18 protein-coding genes are annotated in these 20,782 nt (G+C 73.8%); 12 read left to right on the forward strand and 6 right to left on the reverse strand.

The genetic code is table 11. The features are described 5' to 3' along the window. Positions 1-71 precede the first annotated feature (71 nt). From speB to AB0E19_RS11890, 6 genes are all read left to right on the forward strand, one after another. Entirely contained in the window at positions 72-1,046 is a 975-nt protein-coding gene (gene speB / locus AB0E19_RS11865; protein WP_362177121.1) for an agmatinase, read from the forward strand. A 136-nt stretch (positions 1,047-1,182) separates the two neighbouring features. Beyond that, on the forward strand, positions 1,183-2,865 hold the full coding sequence (locus AB0E19_RS11870; RefSeq protein ID WP_362177124.1) for a thiamine pyrophosphate-binding protein: 1,683 nt from the start codon (positions 1,183-1,185) through the stop codon (positions 2,863-2,865). Between the two features lie 134 nt (positions 2,866-2,999). Next, on the forward strand, positions 3,000-6,761 hold the full coding sequence (locus tag AB0E19_RS11875) for an ABC transporter ATP-binding protein (RefSeq protein WP_362177127.1): 3,762 nt from the start codon (positions 3,000-3,002) through the stop codon (positions 6,759-6,761). Between the two features lie 48 nt (positions 6,762-6,809). Further along, complete coding sequence (locus AB0E19_RS11880; RefSeq protein WP_362177130.1) at positions 6,810-7,184, forward strand: hypothetical protein; 375 nt, start codon at positions 6,810-6,812, stop codon at positions 7,182-7,184. A gap of 83 nt (positions 7,185-7,267) precedes the next feature. Next, a complete protein-coding gene (locus AB0E19_RS11885; RefSeq protein ID WP_362177133.1) occupies positions 7,268-7,687 on the forward strand; it encodes a hypothetical protein in 420 nt (139 codons plus the stop codon). 86 nt (positions 7,688-7,773) lie between these two features. After that, entirely contained in the window at positions 7,774-9,222 is a 1,449-nt protein-coding gene (locus AB0E19_RS11890; RefSeq protein ID WP_362177136.1) for an aminopeptidase, read from the forward strand. A 43-nt stretch (positions 9,223-9,265) separates the two neighbouring features. Here AB0E19_RS11890 and AB0E19_RS11895 read toward each other — a convergent pair whose 3' ends face one another. Beyond that, on the reverse strand, positions 9,266-11,059 hold the full coding sequence (locus AB0E19_RS11895) for a glycoside hydrolase family 3 protein (protein WP_362177139.1): 1,794 nt from the start codon (positions 11,057-11,059) through the stop codon (positions 9,266-9,268). Positions 11,060-11,199: 140 nt separating this feature from the next. Beyond that, positions 11,200-12,111: a LysR family transcriptional regulator gene (locus AB0E19_RS11900; RefSeq protein WP_362177142.1), complete on the reverse strand. Its 912-nt coding sequence runs from the start codon at positions 12,109-12,111 to the stop codon at positions 11,200-11,202. A gap of 156 nt (positions 12,112-12,267) precedes the next feature. Between AB0E19_RS11900 and AB0E19_RS11905 the strand changes: the two genes are divergently transcribed. The 3 genes from AB0E19_RS11905 to AB0E19_RS11915 all read left to right on the forward strand — a co-directional run bounded on the left by AB0E19_RS11905 (position 12,268) and on the right by AB0E19_RS11915 (position 14,437). Beyond that, positions 12,268-13,224, forward strand: coding sequence for an EamA family transporter (locus tag AB0E19_RS11905; protein WP_362177145.1), 957 nt, complete (start codon positions 12,268-12,270; stop codon positions 13,222-13,224). Next, the gene (locus AB0E19_RS11910) at positions 13,221-13,763 is read left to right on the forward strand and encodes a hypothetical protein (protein ID WP_362177149.1); all 543 of its coding nucleotides are present in this window, start codon (positions 13,221-13,223) and stop codon (positions 13,761-13,763) included. Before AB0E19_RS11905 ends, AB0E19_RS11910 begins: the two co-directional genes overlap by 4 nt. A gap of 86 nt (positions 13,764-13,849) precedes the next feature. Then, positions 13,850-14,437, forward strand: a complete 588-nt coding sequence (locus tag AB0E19_RS11915; RefSeq protein ID WP_362177152.1) for an AAA family ATPase — start codon at positions 13,850-13,852, stop codon at positions 14,435-14,437. On the opposite strand, the gene AB0E19_RS11920 is transcribed toward AB0E19_RS11915, so the two are convergent. The 3 genes from AB0E19_RS11920 to AB0E19_RS11930 are packed head-to-tail and all read right to left on the reverse strand — an operon-like array spanning position 14,398 to position 16,642. Further along, on the reverse strand, positions 14,398-15,366 hold the full coding sequence (locus AB0E19_RS11920) for a linear amide C-N hydrolase (protein WP_362177155.1): 969 nt from the start codon (positions 15,364-15,366) through the stop codon (positions 14,398-14,400). The two genes, AB0E19_RS11915 and AB0E19_RS11920, sit on opposite strands and share 40 nt — an antisense overlap. 35 nt (positions 15,367-15,401) lie before the next feature. After that, positions 15,402-15,563, reverse strand: coding sequence for a hypothetical protein (locus AB0E19_RS11925; RefSeq protein WP_362177158.1), 162 nt, complete (start codon positions 15,561-15,563; stop codon positions 15,402-15,404). Positions 15,564-15,595: 32 nt separating this feature from the next. Next, a complete protein-coding gene (locus tag AB0E19_RS11930; RefSeq protein ID WP_362177161.1) occupies positions 15,596-16,642 on the reverse strand; it encodes a LacI family DNA-binding transcriptional regulator in 1,047 nt (348 codons plus the stop codon). A 200-nt stretch (positions 16,643-16,842) separates the two neighbouring features. Between AB0E19_RS11930 and AB0E19_RS11935 the strand changes: the two genes are divergently transcribed. The 3 genes from AB0E19_RS11935 to AB0E19_RS11945 are packed head-to-tail and all read left to right on the forward strand — an operon-like array spanning position 16,843 to position 19,957. Then, complete coding sequence (locus AB0E19_RS11935; RefSeq protein WP_362177164.1) at positions 16,843-17,994, forward strand: Gfo/Idh/MocA family oxidoreductase; 1,152 nt, start codon at positions 16,843-16,845, stop codon at positions 17,992-17,994. After that, entirely contained in the window at positions 17,991-19,157 is a 1,167-nt protein-coding gene (locus AB0E19_RS11940) for a dihydrodipicolinate synthase family protein (RefSeq protein WP_362177167.1), read from the forward strand. Before AB0E19_RS11935 ends, AB0E19_RS11940 begins: the two co-directional genes overlap by 4 nt. Continuing rightward, complete coding sequence (locus AB0E19_RS11945) at positions 19,154-19,957, forward strand: sugar phosphate isomerase/epimerase family protein (protein WP_362177170.1); 804 nt, start codon at positions 19,154-19,156, stop codon at positions 19,955-19,957. Before AB0E19_RS11940 ends, AB0E19_RS11945 begins: the two co-directional genes overlap by 4 nt. Before the next feature lie 324 nt (positions 19,958-20,281). Here the strand turns inward: AB0E19_RS11945 and AB0E19_RS11950 are convergent, their stop codons facing one another. Next, positions 20,282-20,746, reverse strand: a complete 465-nt coding sequence (locus AB0E19_RS11950; RefSeq protein ID WP_362177173.1) for a DUF937 domain-containing protein — start codon at positions 20,744-20,746, stop codon at positions 20,282-20,284. Positions 20,747-20,782: the final 36 nt, after the last annotated feature.

The raw sequence follows: 20,782 nt of genomic DNA on the forward strand, positions 1-20,782 counted from the left end.
ACACTTCAATGTGGCTTTCGGGCGACTTACGGTCGAGCCGCACCCCGACGACAGCCCAGGAGGCACCGACCATGAGCAGCGACCAGAGCACCCCGCGCGGCCCGATCGACTCGTCCCGCATCCCGCGGTACGCCGGTCCCGCGACGTTCGCCCGGCTGCCGCGGCTCGACGAGGTCGGCACCGCCGACGTCGCCGTGGTCGGCATCCCCTTCGACAGCGGCGTCTCCTACCGCCCCGGCGCCCGCTTCGGCGGCAACGCCATCCGCGAGGCCTCCCGCCTCCTGCGCCCCTACAACCCGGCGCAGGACGCCTCCCCCTTCGCCCTCGCGCAGGTCGCGGACGCCGGCGACATCGCCGCCAACCCCTTCAACATCAACGAGGCCGTCGAGACCATCGAGGCCGCCGCCGACGACCTCCTCGCCACCGGCGCCCGCATGATGACCCTCGGCGGCGACCACACCGTGGCCCTCCCGCTGCTCCGCTCCGTCGCCAAGAAGCACGGCCCCGTCGCCCTGCTCCACTTCGACGCCCACCTGGACACCTGGGACACCTACTTCGGCGCCGAGTACACCCACGGCACGCCGTTCCGCCGCGCCGTCGAGGAGGGCATCCTCGACACCGAGGCCCTCTCCCACGTCGGCACCCGCGGCCCGCTGTACGGCAAGCAGGACCTGACGGACGACGAGAAGATGGGCTTCGGCATCGTCACCTCCGCCGACATCTACCGCCGCGGCGCCGACGAGGTCGCCGACCAGCTCCGCCAGCGCATCGGCGACCGCCCGCTGTACATCTCCATCGACATCGACTGCCTCGACCCGGCCCACGCCCCCGGCACCGGCACCCCCGAGGCGGGCGGCATGACCTCCCGCGAGCTCCTGGAGATCCTCCGCGGCCTCTCCTCCTGCAACCTGGTCTCCGCGGACGTGGTGGAGGTCGCCCCGGCCTACGACCACGCCGAGATCACGGCCGTCGCCGCCTCCCACACGGCGTACGAGCTCACCACGATCATGAGCCGCCAGATCGCGGCGAGCCGTACGGCACAGTAGAGGCCGACGGCGGCCCGGGGTGTGGGCTTCCGTTCCGCTGGGTCCCCCGGACGACGTCCTCGGGGGAGGACGGAACGGGCGGGCACACCCCGGACCACCGGCCCGCACCCGCCCACGACGCCCAGGGACCTCCGACATGACCCACGACCACGACCTGGTCCTGCGCCCCACCGCCGCGCAGACGGAAGCCGCCCTGAACCCACCCCCGGGGCGACGCGGCGGCGACCTCGTCGTCGAGACCCTCACCGGCCTCGGCGCCACGACGGTCTTCGGCCTCCCCGGCCAGCACGCCCTCGGCGTGTTCGACGCCCTGCGCCGCTCGGACCTCCGCTACGTCGGCCTGCGCGCCGAGAACAACGCGGGCTTCGCCGCCGACGCGTACGGCCGGATCACCGGCGAGGCCGCGCCGCTGCTGCTCTCCACCGGCCCCGGCGCGCTCATGGCGCTCGCCGCGCTCCAGGAGGCGGCCGCCGCCTCCGCGCCGGTCCTCGCCATCGGCAGCCAGGTCCCCGCCGCCGGGCTCGGCGGCGGCCGGCACGGCTACCTCCACGAGCTCCGCGACCAGCAGGCCGGCTTCCGGGACGTCGTGAAGTCCGTCCACACGGCCCGTACGCACTCCCAGATCCCGTCCGCGATCGCCGCCGCGTGGGAGTCGGCGCTCACCGCCCCGCACGGACCGGTCTGGGTCGAGATCCCGCAGGACGTCCTCACGGCGGAGACGTTCCTCCCCGTCGTCACGGCGATGGACGCCACGCCCGAGGACCTCGCGCCGCGCCCGGAACTGACCGCGCTGGCGGCGCACCTCCTGTCGACGGCCGAGCGGCCCGCGATCATCGCCGGCGGCGGGGTGATCCGCTCCGACGCCTCCGGCAAGCTCCGCGCGCTCGCCGAGCGGCTCGACGCGCCGGTCGTCACCACCTTCGGCGGCAAGGGCGCGTTCCCCTGGAAGCACCCGCTGTCCCTCCAGTCCTGGCTGGAGGACCGGCACACCACGGACTTCCTGGAGGACGCCGACGTCCTCCTCGTGGTCGGCTCCGGGCTCGGCGAGCTGTCCTCGAACTACCACACCTTCGCCCCGCGCGGCCGGGTGATCCAGATCGAGGCGGACGCGGGCAAGCTGGAGTCCAACCACCCCGCGCTCGGCATCCACGCCGACGCCCGCCTCGCCCTCCAGGCCCTCCTGGAGACGACGGAGCCCCGCACGGACGCCACCGCCCCCGACCGGGTCCGCGCGGTCCTGGACCGGGTCGCGGCCCGCCTGGACGCCCAGGACCTGACCCTGGAGCGCCGCCTGGTCGCCTCCGTCCGCGAGGCGCTGCCGCCCCGCGCGCCGAGCTTCTGGGACATGACGATCCTCGCCTACTGGGCGTGGTCCGCCTTCGACCCCCGGCACCCCAACACCATGCACTCCGCGCAGGGCGCCGGCGGCCTCGGCTACGCCTTCCCCTCCGCCCTCGGCGCGGCGGCGGCCGACCCGACGACGCCGGTCCTCGCGGTCTCCGGCGACGGCGGCGCGATGTACTCGCTCGCGGAGCTGGCCACGGCGAAGCAGCACGGCTTCGACGTCACCTGGCTGATCGTCGACGACGGCGGCTACGGCATCCTCCGCGAGTACATGACCGACGTCTACGGCGAGGCCACCGGCACGGACCTCACCCGCCCCGACTTCGTCGCCCTCGCCGAATCCTTCGGCGTCCCGGCCACCCTGACCACCCCCGAGACCCTCACGGCCGACCTGTCGAAGTCCCTCACCACCCCCGGCCCCTCGGTCGTCGTCCTCCCGGCCCTCCTGAAGATGTTCGAACCGACGCACCTCTGACCCCTCCACGCGCGCGTGGGCGGTGGTCCTAGGACCACCGCCCGGTCTTTGTTGCGGCGGGATGAAAACGCACGTCGGGCGTGTTGTGGCCTTCCGGTAGACCGGGACGGACGGGAGGCGCCACGGTGGCGGTGGTGGAGCGGCAAGAGGGGTGGGCGCGGCGGCTGTGGGGCTACGCCTGGCGGTACAAGACGGACGTCGTGCTCGCGCTGGGGTCGTCGCTGGCCGGCATGGCGCTGCTCGCGCTGGTGCCGCTGATCACCAAGGTGATCATCGATGACGTGATCGGGGCGGGGACGCGGTCCCTGGCCGTGTGGACCGGGCTGCTGCTCGGCGCCGCCGTGCTCGTCTACGGGCTGACGTACATCAGGCGCTACTACGGCGGCCGGCTCGCGCTCGACGTGCAGCGCGACCTCCGGGACGACATGTACGGGACGATCCTGCGGCTCGACGGGCGGCGGCAGGACGAGCTGTCGACCGGGCAGGTCGTGGGGCGGGCCACCAGCGACCTGCAGCTCATCCAGGGTCTGCTGTTCATGCTCCCGATGACCATCGGGAACGTCCTGCTGTTCCTGATCTCGCTGGCCGTCATGGCCTGGCTGTCGATCCCGCTGACCCTCGTCGCGCTCGCCGTCGCCCCCGCCCTCTGGTGGATCGCCAAGCGGAGCCGTACCCGCCTCCACCCGGCCACCTGGGCCGCCCAGCAGGAGGCCGCCGGCGTCGCCGGGGTCGTCGACGGGGCCGTCACCGGCGTCCGGGTCGTGAAGGGCTTCGGGCAGGAGGACCAGGAGACCGGGAAGATCCGGGACGCGGGGCGGAAGCTGTTCGCCGCGCGGCTGCGGACGATCCGGCTGAACTCGCTCTACACGCCCGCCCTGCAGGCCGTCCCCGCCCTCGGGCAGGTCGCCGTGCTCGCGCTCGGCGGCTGGCTCGCGTACAAGGGCCAGATCACCCTCGGCACCTTCGTCGCCTTCTCCTCCTACCTGGCCTCCCTCGTCGGCCCCGTACGGATGCTCGCCATGGTCCTCACCGTCGGCCAGCAGGCACGCGCCGGCGTGGAGCGGGTCGTCGAGCTGATCGACACCGAGCCGGTCATCGACGACGGCACCAAGGAGCTGCCGGCCGACGCCCCCGCGACCGTCGAGTTCGACGACGTGAGCTTCGGCTACGGCGACGGAGGCGGGAAGCCCGTCCTCGACGGCTTCTCGCTGGAGCTGCGGGAAGGCGAGACCGTCGCCCTCGTCGGCTCCTCCGGCTCCGGCAAGTCGACCGTCTCCCTCCTCCTGCCCCGCTTCTACGACGTCGACCGCGGCGCCGTCCTCGTCGGCGGCCACGACGTCCGCGAGCTGACCCTGGAGTCGCTGCGGGCCGCGATAGGCCTCGTCCCCGAGGACTCCTTCCTCTTCTCCGACACCGTCCGGGCCAACATCGCGTACGGCGTCCCCGACGCCACCGACGAGCAGGTCGAGGCCGCCGCCCGGGCCGCCCGCGCGGACCGCTTCATCGCCGAGCTGCCGGACGGCTACGCCACCAAGGTCGGCGAGCACGGCCTCACCCTCTCCGGCGGCCAGCGCCAGCGCGTTGCCCTGGCCCGCGCGATCCTCACCGACCCCCGCCTCCTCGTCCTGGACGACGCCACCTCCGCCGTCGACGCCAAGGTCGAGCACGAGATCCACGAGGCCCTGAAGTCCGTGATGGCGGGGCGTACGACCCTGCTCATCGCGCACCGCCGCTCCACCCTCGGCCTCGCCGACCGGATCGCCGTCCTCGACGGCGGCCGGCTCGCCGACCTCGGCACCCACGAGGAGCTCCAGGAGCGCTCCGCCCTCTACCGCCGCCTCCTCACCGACCCCGACGAGCTCGGCGGCGTCTCGCCCGGCCACGTCCTGAAGGCCACCGAGGAGCTGGTCGAGGACGCGGGGCTGCGGGCCGAGCTGGACGCCGAGTTCGACGCCGAGCGCGGCATCACCCCCGCCCTCTGGGTGCGGGACGAGGCGCCCGACCGGGAGGCGAAGGCCGCCGGAGCCACCCCCGAGCTGCTCGCCGCCGTCGCCGCCCTCCCGCCCGCCGCCGACACCCCGGACGTGGACGAGGCCCGGGCCGTCGAGCCGGAGACCGAGTACGGGCTCCGCCGGCTGCTGCGCGGCTTCGGCGCGCCCCTCCTCATCAGCCTCGGCCTGGTCGCCCTCGACGCCGGCGCCGGCCTGCTGCTGCCGGTCCTCATCCGGCACGGCATCGACGAGGGCGTGAACCGGCTGGCCGTCGGCGCCGTCTGGGCCGCCTCCGCGCTCGCGCTCGTCACCGTCCTCGTGCAGTGGGTGGCGCAGACCGCCGAGACCCGCATGACCGGCCGCACCGGCGAGCGGGTCCTCTACGCGCTCCGCCTGAAGATCTTCGCCCAGCTCCAGCGGCTCGGCCTCGACTACTACGAGCGGGAGCTGACCGGCCGGATCATGACCCGGATGACGACGGACGTCGACGCCATGTCGACCTTCCTCCAGACGGGCCTGGTCACCGCCTTCGTCTCGGTCGTCACCTTCTTCGGGATCATGGTGGCGCTGCTCGTCCTCGACCTCCAGCTGGCCCTGGTCGTCTTCGCCTCGCTGCCGTTCCTCGCCGTCGCCACGTACTACTTCCGCCGCTCCAGCGTGAAGGCGTACGAGCTGGCCCGCGAGCGGATCAGCGTCGTCAACGCCGACCTCCAGGAGTCCGTCGCCGGGCTGCGGATCGTGCAGGCCTTCGGCCGGGAGCGGGCGGGCGCCGCCCGGTTCGCCGAGCGCGGCGACGCCTACCGGGACGCGCGCGTGCGCGGCCAGTGGCTGATCTCGGTCTACTTCCCGTTCGTCACCCTGCTCTCCTCGGCCGCCGCCGCGGCCGTGATGATCGTCGGCGCCAACCGGATCGAGGCCGGCACCCTCACCACCGGCGCCCTCGTCGCCTACCTCCTCTACATCGACCTCTTCTTCGCCCCCGTCCAGCAGCTCTCCCAGGTCTTCGACGGCTACCAGCAGGCCGCCGTCTCCCTCGGCCGCATGCAGGAACTGCTCCGCGAGCCGACGTCGACGGCCCCCGCCGAGAAGCCCCGCGCGGTGCCCTCGCTCCGCGGCGACCTCGCCTTCGAGTCCGTGTCCTTCGGGTACGGAGCGGGGGAGGGCCCGGAGGAGGGCAGGGAGGAGACCGCCCTCACCGGCATCGACCTGCGGATCCCCGCCGGACAGACCGTCGCCTTCGTCGGCGAGACCGGCGCCGGCAAGTCCACCCTGGTCAAGCTGGTCGCCCGCTTCTACGACCCGACCTCGGGCCGGGTCACCGCGGACGGCACCGACCTGAGGGACCTCGACCTCACCGCGTACCGGCACCGGCTCGGCGTCGTCCCCCAGGAGGCGTACCTCTTCGCCGGGACGGTCCGCGACGCCATCGCCTACGGGCGGCCCGGCGCCACCGACGCCGAGGTGGAGGCCGCGGCCCGCGCGGCCGGCGCGCACGACATGATCGCCACCCTGGACGGCGGCTACCTCCACGAGGTCGCCGAGCGCGGCCGGAACCTCTCGGCGGGCCAGCGGCAGCTGATCGCCCTGGCCCGCGCCGAGCTGGTCGACCCGGACGTCCTCCTCCTCGACGAGGCCACGGCCGCCCTGGACCTGGCCACCGAGGCGCAGGTGAACGCCGCCACCGAGCGCCTCTCCGGCCGCCGTACGACCCTGATCGTCGCCCACCGCCTGACCACGGCGGCCCGCGCGGACCGGGTCGTCGTCATGGACCACGGCCGGGTCGCCGAGGACGGCAGCCACGACGAGCTCCTCGCCCGCGACGGCCGCTACGCGACCCTGTGGCGCACCTTCATCGGCGAGGCGGACCCGGAGGCCGAGCCGGAGGAGGAACCGGCCGCGATCTGAGTACGGGGGCTCATGCCCGGGCGCGGCGGGCGGGGTTGGATCGGTGCCGTGAACGACCCCACCCCCACCGCACCCATCGCCTCCGGGCCCGCCCCCACCGCCCCCGCCCCCGACCGGGCGGTCCGGCTGCTGCGCCGCAGCGCGCTCTGCGCCGGGCTGCTGTTCCTCCTGGCGGTCCTGCTCGGCGTCGTGCTCGCCCTGGCCTCCGAGAGCGGCACGGAGTGCGTGATGCGGGGGACGTGCGGCGCGGTCCCCGGCTGGCTCTACTGGGTCACCCTGGCCGTCGGGGGCGGCGCCTGGCTCCGGGCGCTCACCGTCCCCTACGGCGCCCCGCCCACCCCGGCCCGCTGGGCCGCCCTGTGGACGCTGATCGGCGCCGAGCTGCTCTTCCTCGGCCTCGTCATGGCGTACTTCAACGGCTGATCGGCGCCACCAGGGCAACCGTACGGGCGTCCCGTACGTCGTATGCGTGTACGGCAGGAAGCGTGGCGGGGGAGGAGACGGGCATGCCCGGAGGTACTGCGGTCCGGCGGGCCCTCGCACGCGCGCGGGTGCACCCCGTCGCGTACGCCCTCACGCTCGCCTTCGCCGCCGGGCTGCTGACCCTGGCCGGGCCCGGCGTCGGCACCGCCGAAGCGGTCTCCGTCTGCCAGGGCAGGCCCGCCCGCACGGTCTCCTTCGCCACCGGCGAGCTGCGCCTCTACCGCACCCGGCACTACGCCTGCGCCCTGGTCCTCGCCAAGCGGCCGGGCGCCCCGCGTCCCATGAAGGTCACCCTCCAGCCGCGCGGCGGCCGGGCCGCCGTCGTCAGCGGGCGCTGGGGCCGGCAGGCCGGACCGGTGACCGTGCACGCGCTCAACCGCTGCGTCCGCGCCACCGCCACCGTCTCCGGACGCTCCGCCGCCACCGGCTGGATCCTGTGCTGAGCCACAGGTAAGGCTCAACCGGGTCTGGCGGCCCGGACGTTCACCCCGCTAGGTTCACGGCACCGTTGTGAATCATGGGAGGGTGAATGCGTAAGTCGCTGAGACTGATGCTGTCGCTTTCGGTGCTCATAGGCACCGTGGGCTCCACCGGCGTGGCCACCGCCACCGCCGCGGAGACGGAGTCCCGCAGCGTCGTCGCGGACGCGCAGAGCTCGGACATCAAGGACCGCCTCCTGGCGATCCCGGGGATGAGCCTGATCGAGGAGAAGCCGTACGCCGGCTACCGCTTCTTCGTCCTGGACTTCGAGCAGCCGATCGACCACAAGCGCCCCTGGGCCGGCACGTTCAAGCAGCGGATCTCGGTCCTCCACAAGGGCACCGACCGCCCCACCGTCTTCCGCACCAGCGGGTACGGTCTGAGCACCACCCCGGGCAGGGCCGAGCCGACCCGGATCGTCGACGGCAACCAGGTCTCGATGGAGTACCGCTTCTTCACGCCGTCCCGCCCGCAGCCCGCCGACTGGTCCAAGCTCGACATCTGGCAGGCCGCCTCCGACCAGCACCGCATCTTCACCGCGCTGAAGAAGGTCTACGGCGAGAACTGGCTCTCCACCGGCGCCTCCAAGGGCGGCATGACCGCCACCTACTACGAGCGCTTCTACCCGCGCGACATGGACGGCGTCGTCGCCTACGTGGCCCCCAACGACGTGGTGAACAAGGAGGACTCGGCCTACGACCGGTTCTTCGCGAACGTCGGCACCAAGGAGTGCCGCGACCGGCTGAACTCCATGCAGCGCGAGGCCCTGCTCCGGCGCGGCCCGCTCCAGGAGAAGTTCACGACCTGGGCCGAGGCCGAGGGCGTCACCTTCAACACGCTCGGCTCGGTCGACAAGGCGTGGGAGGCGACCGTCCTCGACTTCGTGTGGGGCTTCTGGCAGTACTACGGCGAGGACGTCTGCGCCACGATCCCGGACGCGAAGACCGCGAGCGACGACACCGTCTACGAGACGATCGACACCTACGCCGGCTGGTCCGCCTACACCGACCAGGGCCTGGAGTACTACACGCCGTACTACTACCAGGCGGCCACCGAGCTCGGCTCGCCCTCCATCCGGCAGCCGCACCTCGCCGGGCTCAGCCGCTACGGCTACCAGCCCGCCTCGAACTTCGTGCCCCGCGAGATCCCCATGACGTTCAAGCCGTGGGTGATGCGCGACGTCGACGACTGGGTCCGCAAGAACGCGAACCGGATGCTCTTCGTCTACGGCGAGCACGACCCGTGGGGCGCCGAGCCCTTCCGCCTCGGCAAGGGCGCCCGCGACAGCTACGTCTACTACGCGCCCGGCGCCAACCACGGCGCCAACGTCGCCGGACTCGCCGACGCCGAGCGGGAGAACGCCACCGCCCGCATCCTGGCCTGGGCCGGCGTCGACGCCCCGGCCGTCGAGGCGGCCCGCCCGCTCGCGGCCTTCGACGCCCGCCTGGACCGCCCGGTGGACGAGGACGCGACGCCGGGCCACGGCCTGCGGCCGTAGCCCGCGACGAGGGGTGCGCCCGGCGGGCGCACCCCTCGTGCCGTCAGGCGTAGGAGAGCCCGAACCCCACCGGGTAGAGCGTGACCGCCGGGTCCTCGGCGCTCCGCACCGGCACCGGCAGCCGCCCGCGCGGCGTCGCCCGGCCGGCGAGGACCCGGACGGCGGCGCGGAGTTCGACGTCGGTCCAGGAGTACGCGGCGAGCGTGGCCCGCTGCCCGGAGAGCCGGGCGACGTCGTACGGATTGCGGATCGCCACCGTCACCACCGGCACCCCGGTCGCCACGAGCCGCTCCACCAGGGTGCGCTGCGGGCTGGTCGCGGTGACGTTGTAGGTGCCCACCACGATCACGTCCTGCCCCGCGGCGGCGGCCACCGCCTCCTCGATCCGGGCCGCCGTCGGGGTGATCCCGGTGGAGAGCGCGGTCGCGGTGAAGCCCAGTTCGCGCAGGGCCCCGGCGAGCGTGGCCGTCGGCGGTCCCGTCGTACCGGAGGGGGAGGCGGGGTCGGCGCCGACGACCAGGACCCTGCCGTGCGCGGCGGGGGAGAGCGGCAGGAAGCCGTCCTCGTTGACGAGGAGGGTGGTGGTCCGTTCGGCGATCCGGTCGGCCTCGGCGAGGTGCCGGGCGGTGCCGACGGTCGCGTCGACCTCCGCCGGAGTGGTGGCGGGCCCGGTGAACAGGCCCCGCCGGGCCTTCAGCCGCAGGATCCGCAGAACCGATTCGTCCAGCCGCTCCTCCGTCAGTTCCCCGTTCCGTACGGCCCCGAGGACCGCGTTCCACGCGACGTCGAGCTTCGGCGGGTTGAGCAGCTGGTCCACCCCGGCCTTCAGGGCGAGCACCGGCACCCGGTCGTCGCCGTACTTGGTGCGCACGCCCTGCATGTCGAGGGCGTCGGTGACCACCACCCCGTCGTAGCCGAGCTGTTCGCGGAGCACCCCGGTGAGGATCGGGTACGAGAGCGTCGCCGGGTCCTCGGACGGGTCGAGCGCCGGGACGACGAGGTGCGCGGTCATGATCGCGTCGATGCCGGCGGCGATCGCGGCGCGGAACGGCGGGGCGTCGAGCTCGGACCACTGCGCGCGGCTGTGGGTGATGACCGGCAGGCCGTAGTGGCTGTCGACGGCGGTGTCGCCGTGGCCGGGGAAGTGCTTGGCGGTGGCCGCGACGCCGGCGCCCTGGTAGCCGCGGATCTGCGCGGTGACGAGGGCGGAGACCGCGCGCGGGTCGGAGCCGAGGGAGCGGACGCCGATGACCGGGTTGGCGGGGTTGACGTTGACGTCGGCGACCGGGGCGTAGTTCTGCCGGATGCCGAGGGCGGCCAGCTCGGCCCCGGCGATCCGGGCGGCCTTGCGGGTGTCCGCGGGGGAGCCGCCCGCGCCGAGCGCCATCGCGCCGGGCAGCAGGGTGGCGGGCTCGCCGACCCGGCAGACGATGCCGTGCTCCTGGTCGGTGGAGATCAGCACGGGGAGCCGGGAGGCGGCCTGGATGCCGTTGGACAGCTCGGCGATCTGGTGCGGGGAGCGGGTGTTGTGGGCCCAGGCGAAGTAGATGACGCCGCCGAGGTGGTAGCGCCCGATCAGTTCGGCGGCGGTGCGGACGCCGAGTTCGCGGAGGTTGGCGTCGACGTCGGCCTGGTCGGGGGCGGTGGCCGAGTGGCCGTACACCCGCGAGACGAAGAGCTGGCCGACCTTCTCCTCCAGCGACATCCGGCCGACGATCCGGCGCAGCCGCTCCTCGGTGCGGGCGTCGGTGGCGTGGGCGGGGGCGGCGGCCCCCGTCGCGGCGGCCGCCGCGGCCGCCGTGACGGCGAGCAGGGTGCGTCGGGTGGGGTGGGGCACTGGTGCTCCTTCCGGCCGTGCAAGGGTGAAAGAAACTTCCAAGGTGAACGGATAGTCTGAAAGTAACTGCCCGGTCAAGGATTCCCGCACGAATCGCCGAGAAGAGAGCTCCGTCCCGGTTCGGGCCGCCGCGACCGGTTTCAGGCCGCCGCCGCGATCGACGGCCACAGCTCCTGGAGCGTGCGGACCGTCTCCCGGATCGCCGGCCGCCGCGCCGCCCCCGCCCGCCACAGCGCGTGCAGCCGCCGCGTCGGAGCCGGGTCGAGCCGCAGCGGCGCCACCTCCGGCGGCAGCCCGCCGCGTCCGAGCCGCGGCACGAGCGCGACGCCCAGACCGGCCGCGACCAGGGCGACCTGCGTGTGGTTCTCCTCCGCCTGATGGACGATCCGGGGCTCGGCCCCGGCCGCCCGCAGCGTCCGCATCAGCCAGTCGTGGCACACGGTCCCCGGCGGCTGCGAGATCCACCGCTCCTCCGCCAGTTCCTCCCGCCGCACCGAGGTCCGCGCCGCCAGCGGATGGTCCCGGTGGACCAGGACGTCACAGCCGTCGTCGCCGATCACCGCCTGCTCCACCCCGGGAGGCGCCGGCAGCGGCGCGATGTCCCAGTCGTGGGCCACCGCCAGATCGAGCACCCCGCGCGCCACCAGGTCCACCGAGAGATGCGGGTCGACCTCCGTCAGCCGGGCGTCCAGACCGGGATGGCGCCGCGCCAGCTCCGCCAGCACCCGGGGCATCAGCCCGCGCGCCGCGCTGGGGAAGCAGCCGATCGACAGCCGCCCGGCGGGCAGCCCGCGCCGCTCTTCGAGCCGTACCTCCGCCTCCTCCACCAGGGACAGCAACTGCCGGGCGGTGTCGCAGAGCTGCCGGGCCTCGTCGGTGAGGCGGACGCCCCGGCCGCTCCGTTCGAGCAGGGTCGTACGGGTCTCCCGCTCCAGCTTCGCGATCTGCTGGGAGACCGCCGACGGCGTGTAGCCGAGGGCCGCCGCCGCGGCGCCCACGCTGCCGTGGACGGAGACCGCGTACAGGGCGCGCAGCCGGCCGAGATCGAGCACGGGAACCCCTTGGATTCAGTATCCGAAATCCAGTATTTGGATCCAGAATCCGGATTCAAAGTACTGGATCCAATATTTGGATTCAGTATTGCTTCATCCAACCATGAAGAAACCCGCGCTGGTGCTACACGGTTGCGGCCCGCCATGCTCGACCGCATGCGCCCCGCACACATCGCCCTCGCCGCGCTCGTCGCCGCGGTCTGGGGGGTCAACTTCGTCGTCATCGAGATCGGCCTCGACCACTTCCCGCCGCTGCTCTTCTCCGCCCTCCGCTTCCTCGTCGCCGCCCTCCCCGCCGTCTTCTTCGTCGGCCGGCCCAAGGTCGCCTGGAAGTGGATCGTCGCCGTCGGACTCGCCCTGGGCGTCGCGAAGTTCGGCCTCCTCTTCACCGGCATGGACCTCGGTGCGCCCGCCGGACTCTCCTCCCTCGTCCTGCAGGTCCAGGCCGTCTTCACCGCCCTGTTCGCCTTCGCGGCCCTCGGCGAGCGCCCCGGACGGCCCGCCGTCCTCGGCATGGGCGTCGCCCTCGCCGGCATCGGCGTCGCCGCCGTCGACGAGGGCGCCTCCGGGCCAGTCACCGGCTTCGTCCTGGTCGTCGCGGCCGCCGCCTGCTGGGGCGTCTCCAACGTCCTCACCCGCAAGGCGGCCCCGCCCGACCCGCTCAACTGGATGGTCTGGGTCAGCACCGTGCCCGTCCTGCCGCTGCTCGCCCTCTCCCTCCTCCTGGAAGGCCCCGAGCGCGACCTGGCCGCGCTGCGCGCCCTCGACTGGACCGGCGCCGGCGTCATCCTCTACGTCGCCTGGATCACCACCGTCTTCGGCTTCGGCGCCTGGGGCTGGCTGCTCCGCCGCCACCCCGCCTCCTCCGTGGCCCCCTTCTCCCTCCTCGTCCCCGTCTTCGGCATGTCCTCGGCCGCGCTCCTCCTGGGCGAGTCGGTCACCCCCCTGCGGTGGCTCGCCGCAGCCCTGCTCGTCGGCGGCGTGGCCCTGACGACCCTGGCCCCGAGGAAGGCGGACCCCCGGCATTCGGACCCCTCCCCGGCCCCCTCCGGGGGACAGCCCGAGCCCGCCGCTCCGGCCCCCGCGCCCGGCAGCCCTTCACTGACCCCATGAACACACGAGCGCTGTACGGGGCCCTGGCCGGCGCCCTGCTGACGATCCCCCTCCTCGCCCACCCGGCCGCCGCGGCCCAGGAGGACTTCGCCCTGAACGAGCTCGGCTCGGACGGCTCCGTGGTGTCCTGCGAGCCGAGCGCGCCCGCCGCCTGCCAGTGGGTCTTCACCGGCACCGCGACCGGCTCCGGACTCCCGTACGGGCAGGACGAACTCGACGTCGTGGTGGAGCTGCGCACCGCCGGCGACTGGGACGCGCAGGGCTGCCAGCCGCTGGCGGAGGGCAGCACCGTGACCTTCCACCGGAGGCTCGGCCACCCGGACATCGGCTGGCGCAAGGCGATCGGCGGCACGTACTGCACGATCGGCGACGACGGCCACGTCCTCGACGCGACCACCGTCGTCGAACCGGCCTCCCGCCCCGGCCGCTACCACCGCGCGACCGGCTCCGGGACCATGACCTTCCAGGACGGGGTCGGCAACACCCCCGGGGACACCGGCCCGTGGCAGGCGGGCGAACAGGGGTCGCTCACGTTTTGACCACCCGACTCCGCCCGTCCGCGCGATGCCTCCGGCCGGGCGGCCCGGCCGGACGATCGGGTGATCGGATGATCTAGGGTGCGGGGATGGATCTCGTACCCGTCGACCGCGACCCGGCCGCACCCGGAACCGTCCTGCTCAGCGGCATCCCCGGCAGCGGCAAGTCCACCGTCGCCGCGGCCCTCGCCGCCCGCTTCGCGATGTCCGCGCACATCGAGGTCGACGAGCTCCAGAACCTGATCGTCCGGGGCTGCCACTGGCCCACCCCGGACGGCGACCCGGAGGCCGACCGGCAGATCTTCCTCCGGGCCCGCAACGCCTCCCTCCTCGCCGGCAGCTTCGCCGCGGCCGGCTTCCTGCCGGTCGTCGACGACGTCGTCGTCCGCCGCTCCCACCTGGGCTTCTACCGCGACCGGATGACGGCGGGCCCGCTGCACGTGGTCTTCCTCGCCCCCGGCCCCGACAAGGCCTGGGAGCGCAACAACGCCCGCCACAAGCGCCTCACCACCAACTGGGCCTTCCTCGACGAGGCCATGCGCGAGGAACTGTCCGGCGAGGGCGTCTGGATCGACAACGCCCACCAGACGGTGGACGAGACGGTCGACGCGGTCCTCGCCGCCACCGGCCTGACCGCCTACGCCGACGCGAAGGAGAACGGCTCCGCGGGCTCGTAGCGGTCCGTCACGTCCCCGACGAGTCCGTCCCGCGTCACGTCGAGCCGCGCCGCCCGGCCGAAGTCGACCCGGTCCAGGTGGGTCCAGACGATGTCGGGGGAGTACGAGGACTCGAAGGCGTACACGCCGTTCGTCAGATCGGCGAGGGTGCGCCAGATCGTCGCCGAGATGTTCGGCCGGGCCGGATCGGGCGTCCCGAAGGGCTGCGCCGCGTTCCGCATCACGCTCAGGAGCGCGGCGTAGGCACGCGCCGGGCTGTCGGCCGGCGGCAGCCGGTCCAGGTAGTACGCGGCCCGGACGAACCGGTCGGCCGCCTCCGTCGTCCCCGGCAGCGGCAGCTCGCCGCCGAACCCCTCGTACCGCTTCAGATGCTCCAGCTGCTCGTCGAACGGCGGGGAGTTGGTCATCACCGTGTACGACCGGTCGTGGTGGATCCGCGGCTCGCCGTCCAGGAACTCGATCACCGCCGAGTCCCCGCCCGCGTCCTCGACCGCCAGATGGACGGTGCTCCAGGTGCCCGCGTGCGCGTCGCCCTGCGGCCGGACCTGGAACGGCGCGGCCTCCATCGACGCCACCGCCTCCGCGACCGTCGCGAACCGGTCGAGCACGTACTGGGTCCACAGCGAGACGCTCACCGCCGGCAGCTCCGGCCGCCGCTCCCCGAAGTCCGCCTCGGCCAGCCACAAGAGGTGGGCGCCCAGGCCCCGTTCGTTCACCCCGTCGGTGGTGGCGGCGTCGTAGGCGGTCGCGACCACGCTCCCGTACGCGGCGGACCAGCGCAGCGGCGCCGGATCCCCGCCCCCGACCCCGGTCCGCTCGGCGCCCCTCGGCAGCACCCACAGCGAGGTGCCGAGACTCTGCTTCCAGTCCATGTTCCGGCCGACGACCACCGGTTGCCCGGCGGTCCGCCACAAGACACGCGTGCACATGAGGCCAGGCTATCGGGGTGAAAGCCGCGAAACGGTCACCATCGGGCGGAGGTGCCGGAGGTGCCGGAGGTGCCGGAGGTGCCGGGGGTGGCGGAGGTGCCGGGGATGTTGGGAGTGCCGGGGGTGGCGGGAGTGGTGAAGGTGCCGGGGGCGCCGGGAGTGCCGGAGGTGCCGGGCGTCGGGCGGGTGTCCGCCACGCCCGCCCGCCACGCCCGCCGGCCCGCCCCGGCTACCGCCGAGGCGCTCCCGTCGAGTCCCGTACCACCAGCGCGCCCGGGACCGTCTCCGTGCCGGTCGGCGGGGCGTCCTCCGTGCCCATCGCCAGCCGGCCCGCCCGTGCCCCGGACTCGTGGAGGGGGAGGTGGACGGTGGTCAGGGCGGGGACCGCGTCGACCGAGAAGGGGAGGTCGTCGAAGCCGGCGACGGAGACGTCGCCGGGGATCGACAGGCCCCGCTCCCGCAGGGCCGCGCAGACGCCGAGGGCCACCGTGTCGTTGGCGGCGACGACGGCCGTGAGCTCCGGGTCGCGGGCCAGCAGCTCCGCGACGGCCGCGTGACCGGCGGCGCGGTCGTAGGGGCCGTGCACGGTCGGCCCCTCGGTGACGCCCGCCGCCGCGAGGGCCTCCCGGTGGCCCTCCAGGCGGTGCCGGGTGGTGGTGCGGTCGGCGGGGCCCGCGACGTAACCGATCCGCGTGTGGCCGAGGCCGAGCAGGTGCTCGGCGAGCCGGCGGCCTCCGGAGCGGTTGTCGAAGACGAGCGCGGCGAGGTGCGCGTCCCCGGGCACGGGCGGGCGCCCGCACAGCACGACCCGGGTCCCGGCCTCCGCCATCCGGGCCAGCTTGGCCGCCGTCGCGGCCAGGTGCTCCGGGTCCTCCAGGGAGCCGCCCATGAGGATCACGGCGGCGGCCCGCTGCCGCTGGAGCAGCGTGAGGTAGGTCAGCTCGCGCTCGGGGGAGCCGCCGGTGTTGCAGACGACGGCCAGCTTCTCGCCGCCCGCCCGGCCCGAGCCGCCCTCGCCGATCGCGCTCTGCGCGGCGCTCGCCATGATCCCGAAGAAGGGGTCGGCGATGTCGTTGACCAGCACTCCGACCAGGTCGGAGGTGGCTGCGGCGAGGGAGCTCGCGGGCCCGTTCAGGACGTAGTCCAGCTCCTCGACGGCCCTGAGGACCCGCTCCCGCGTCGAGGCGGCGACCGGGTAGTTGCCGTTGAGGACGCGGGAGACGGTCGCGGGGGAGACCCGGGCGCGGGCGGCCACGTCCGCCAGGGTGACGGTCATCGCGTGCGTACCTCCGACATCGCGTGCGTACCTCCAAGGCCGTAGGAGCGGGGCCCTTGTCCGGCGTGATGTCGGCAGGCTAGCGTCATCCGTGACAGAAAGCGCTTTCTATCGTCGCGCCGGAAGCGCTTTCTGTCATGCCTCCACACAGAGATCGCAGCAGGGCGAGGGCGCGGGCCCGCAGGGGAGAGGAACATTCCATGACACGCAGGACAGTCCGCATCGCCATGAACGGCGTCACCGGGCGCATGGGCTACCGCCAGCACCTCGTCCGCTCGATCCTCGCGCTGCGCGAGCAGGGCGGCCTCGACCTCGGCAACGGCGAGGTCCTCTGGCCCGAACCGGTCCTCGTCGGCCGCCGCGAGCACGCCCTGCGCGCCCTCGCCGAGAAGCACGGCCTGACCGAGTGGTCCACCGACCTCGACGCCGTCCTCGCCGACGACTCGATCGACGTCTACTTCGACGCCCAGGTCACCTCGGCCCGTGCCGACGCCCTCACCAAGGCCATCGAGGCCGGCAAGCACCTGTACACCGAGAAGCCCACCGCCGCCGACTTCGCCGGCGCCCTCGACCTCGCCCGCCTCGCCGCCGCCAAGGGGATCAAGCACGGCGTCGTCCAGGACAAGCTCTTCCTCCCCGGCCTGCTCAAGCTCAAGCGGCTCATCGACGGCGGCTTCTTCGGCGAGATCCTGTCCGTGCGCGGCGAGTTCGGCTACTGGGTCTTCGAGGGCGACTGGCAGGAGGCCCAGCGCCCCAGCTGGAACTACCGCTCCCAGGACGGCGGCGGCATCGTCGTCGACATGTTCCCGCACTGGGAGTACGTCCTCCACGAGCTCTTCGGCCGGGTCACCTCCGTCTCCGCCGAGATCGCCACCCACGTCCCGCGCCGCTGGGACGAGCAGGGCAAGCCGTACGAGGCGACCGCCGACGACGCCGCCTACGGCACCTTCCGCCTGGAGGGCGGCGCCATCGCCCAGATCAACTCCTCCTGGGCCGTCCGCGTCCACCGCGACGAACTCGTCGAGTTCCAGGTCGACGGCACCGAGGGCTCGGCCGTCGCCGGCCTGCGCGACTGCCGCGTCCAGCACCGCGGCCTGACCCCCAAGCCGGTCTGGAACCCCGACATCCCCGCCACCTACTCCTTCCGCGACCAGTGGCAGGAGGTCCCCGACAACGCCGACTTCGACAACGGCTTCAAGGCCCAGTGGGAGCTCTTCCTCCGCCACGTCGTCCTCGACGAGCCCTACCACTGGGACCTCCTCGCCGGCGCCCGCGGTGTCCAGCTCGCCGAACTCGGCCTGAAGTCCGCCGCCGAGGGCCGCCGTCTCGACGTCCCGGAGGTCTCCCTGTGACCCTCCACCTCCCGGTCCCCGGCGGCGGCACGCGCGCGTACCACCCCCGTACCGAACCCCTCGTGTCCGGCGCGGCCGGCCCGCTCACCTCCCGTACGGTCTTCTCCGCCGCGCACGTCGTCGCCGACCCGTACGCCGACACCACCCCCGACGGCCCCGCAGCCGTCGACTGGGACGCCACCCTCGCCTTCCGCCGCCACCTGTGGTCCCACGGCCTCGGCGTCGCGGAGGCCATGGACACCGCCCAGCGCGGCATGGGCCTCGACTGGGCGGGCGCCGCCGAACTCATCCGCCGCTCCGCCGCCGAGGCGAAGGCGGAGGGCGGCCGCATCGCCTGCGGCGTCGGCACCGACCAGCTCACGGGCCCGGCTTCGCTGCCGGAGATCCGGGCCGCGTACGAGGAACAGCTCGCCGTCGTCGAGGAGTCCGGCGCCCAGGCCATCCTCATGGCCTCGCGCGCGCTGGCCGCCGCGGCCGCCGGGCCGGAGGACTACCTCGACCTCTACGGCCACCTGCTCCGGCAGGCCGCCGAGCCGGTGGTCCTGCACTGGCTGGGGCCCATGTTCGACCCGGCGCTCGACGGCTACTGGGGCTCCGCCGACCTCGACGCGGCCACCGAGACCTTCCTGGAGGTCATCGCCGCCCACCCCGACAAGGTCGACGGCGTCAAGATCTCCCTCCTCGACGCGGGCCGCGAGGTCGCCCTGCGCCGCCGACTCCCCGACGGCGTCCGCTGCTACACCGGAGACGACTTCCACTACCCGGAGCTGATCGCGGGCGAGGAGCCCGCGGCGGGCGGGCGCTTCAGCCACGCCCTCCTCGGCATCTTCGACCCGCTCGGCCCGCTGGCGGCGGAAGCGGTCCGGGTCCTGGACACCGGCGACACGGCGGGCTTCCGCAAGCTCCTCGACCCGACGGTCGCGCTCTCCCGGCACCTCTTCGAGCCCCCGACCCGCTACTACAAGACGGGCGTGGTCCTCCTCGCCTGGCTCGCCGGCCACCAGGAGCACTTCACCATGGTCGGCGGCCTCCACTCGGCCCGCTCCCTGCCGCACCTGGCCCGCGCCTACGAACTCGCCGACGGCCTCGGCCTCTTCCCGGACCCGTCCCGCGCGGAGTCCCGCATGCGGGCCCTCCTCACCGTCCACGGAGTCCCCCAGTGAACCTCGACCGCTTCAGCATCAACCAGATGACGGTGAAGCAGCTCCCGCTGCCCCGGCTGGTGGAGGAGTGCGTCCGGCTCGGCGTCCCCGGCATCGGCCTGTGGCGCGACCCGGTGCGGGAGTACGGGATCGAGGCGACGGCCGCGCTCGTGCGCGACGCGGGCCTGACCGTCACCACCCTGTGCCGGGGCGGCTTCTTCACCACCGACGGCTGGGAGGCCGACAACCGCGCGGCGATCGACGAGGCGGCGGCGCTCGGCACCGACACCCTCGTCCTGGTCTCCGGCGGCCTGCCCGCCGGCAGCCGCGACCTGCCCGGTGCCCGCGCCCGCATCGCCGACGCCATCGGCGCCCTCGCCCCCTACGCCGGCGAACGCGGCGTCCGGCTCGCCATCGAACCCCTCCACCCCATGTACGCCTCCGACCGCTGCGCGATCTCCACCCTCGACCAGGCCCTGGACATCGCGGAACACCACCCGGCCGACCAGGTCGGCGTCACCGTCGACACGTACCACCTGTGGTGGGACGAGAACGCCCCCGCGGCCGTCGAGCGCGCCGCCGCCGGCGGCCGCGTCCACTCCTTCCAGCTCGCCGACTGGACGACCCCCCTCCCGGAAGGCGTCCTCAACGGCCGAGGCCAGCTCGGCACCGGCGCGATCGACCTCACGTGGTGGTCGGCCCTCCTCGAACGGGTCGGCTACACCGGCCCGGTGGAGGTCGAACTCTTCAACGACACGCTGTGGGCGAGGGACGGCGTGGAGGTCCTGGAGGAGACCCTGGAGGCCTTCCTCAAGGTCTGACGCCCGGATCCAAGCTCCCGGATCCAAGCTCCGGGGTCCAAGCTCCTGGATTCAAGCTCCGGGGTCCAAGCTCCTGGATTCAAGCTCCCGGATCCAAGCTCCCGGATCCAAGGTCCTGGATCCATGGTTCTGGATCCAAGCTCCCGGATCCGAGCATCGGGATCCAGGCCTTGGATCCGAAGTCCTGGATCCATGCTCCGGATCCAGAATCCAGAATCCAGAACCATGGATCCGGGAGCCTGGATCCCGGCCCCCACGGCCAGGCCCCCGCGTGCGCGGCGAGGGCCCTCCCGGCCCGGCCCCGTGTGCGGCGGGGCCGGGCCCCTACTTCTTTCCGCCGCCCAGCAGGTCGCCGAGGCCTCCGCCCTTCTTTCCGGCGGCGCGTCGGGTGAGGACCGCGAGGACCACGGGGACCAGGAGGTCGACGGCGCGGGCGACGGTGGCCGGGGGGAGGCCGGTGCGCTTGGCGACGGCGTTGGCGGCGGGTCTGGCCAGCTTGGCCAGGACGCCTGCCATCAGGCCGCCGGCCGCGAGGCCGCCGAAGGCGGCGACGCCCTGGAGCGGGGGTTCCTGGGCGACGACCTCGTCGACGGCGGCCTTGACCTCGTCCGCGCTGCCGGGCTCCGCCGCCGCCTGGCGCAGTTCGCCGGAGAGCTCCGCGACGGAGCCGCCGACGAGGGCCCGGGCCCCCGTCGTGTCGGTGCCGGCGAGCGCGGCGATCTCCGCCAGGCGGTCCTCGCCGAGTTCGGCCAGGACGTCGTCCTGGAAGGAATCACTGCTTTCGCTCATGTCCGGAACGCTACGGTTCCTCCACCGGTTCGGCAC

This window comes from Streptomyces sp. NPDC047974 (genome assembly GCF_040653375.1).
Classification (GTDB): Bacteria; Actinomycetota; Actinomycetes; order Streptomycetales; family Streptomycetaceae; genus Streptomyces.

What these genes read in the sequence shown, in the direction of transcription:
- AB0E19_RS11910 (WP_362177149.1), top strand. Translation starts at nt 13,221, where the DNA reads ATGAACACACGAGCGCTGTACGGGGCCCTGGCCGGCGCCCTGCTGACG.
- AB0E19_RS11885 (WP_362177133.1), top strand. Translation starts at nt 7,268, where the DNA reads ATGCCCGGAGGTACTGCGGTCCGGCGGGCCCTCGCACGCGCGCGGGTG.
- speB (WP_362177121.1), top strand. Translation starts at nt 72, where the DNA reads ATGAGCAGCGACCAGAGCACCCCGCGCGGCCCGATCGACTCGTCCCGC.
- AB0E19_RS11890 (WP_362177136.1), top strand. Translation starts at nt 7,774, where the DNA reads ATGCGTAAGTCGCTGAGACTGATGCTGTCGCTTTCGGTGCTCATAGGC.
- AB0E19_RS11915 (WP_362177152.1), top strand. Translation starts at nt 13,850, where the DNA reads ATGGATCTCGTACCCGTCGACCGCGACCCGGCCGCACCCGGAACCGTC.
- AB0E19_RS11870 (WP_362177124.1), top strand. Translation starts at nt 1,183, where the DNA reads ATGACCCACGACCACGACCTGGTCCTGCGCCCCACCGCCGCGCAGACG.
- AB0E19_RS11920 (WP_362177155.1), bottom strand. Translation starts at nt 15,366, where the DNA reads ATGTGCACGCGTGTCTTGTGGCGGACCGCCGGGCAACCGGTGGTCGTC.
- AB0E19_RS11905 (WP_362177145.1), top strand. Translation starts at nt 12,268, where the DNA reads ATGCGCCCCGCACACATCGCCCTCGCCGCGCTCGTCGCCGCGGTCTGG.
- AB0E19_RS11935 (WP_362177164.1), top strand. Translation starts at nt 16,843, where the DNA reads ATGACACGCAGGACAGTCCGCATCGCCATGAACGGCGTCACCGGGCGC.
- AB0E19_RS11930 (WP_362177161.1), bottom strand. Translation starts at nt 16,642, where the DNA reads ATGACCGTCACCCTGGCGGACGTGGCCGCCCGCGCCCGGGTCTCCCCC.
- AB0E19_RS11950 (WP_362177173.1), bottom strand. Translation starts at nt 20,746, where the DNA reads ATGAGCGAAAGCAGTGATTCCTTCCAGGACGACGTCCTGGCCGAACTC.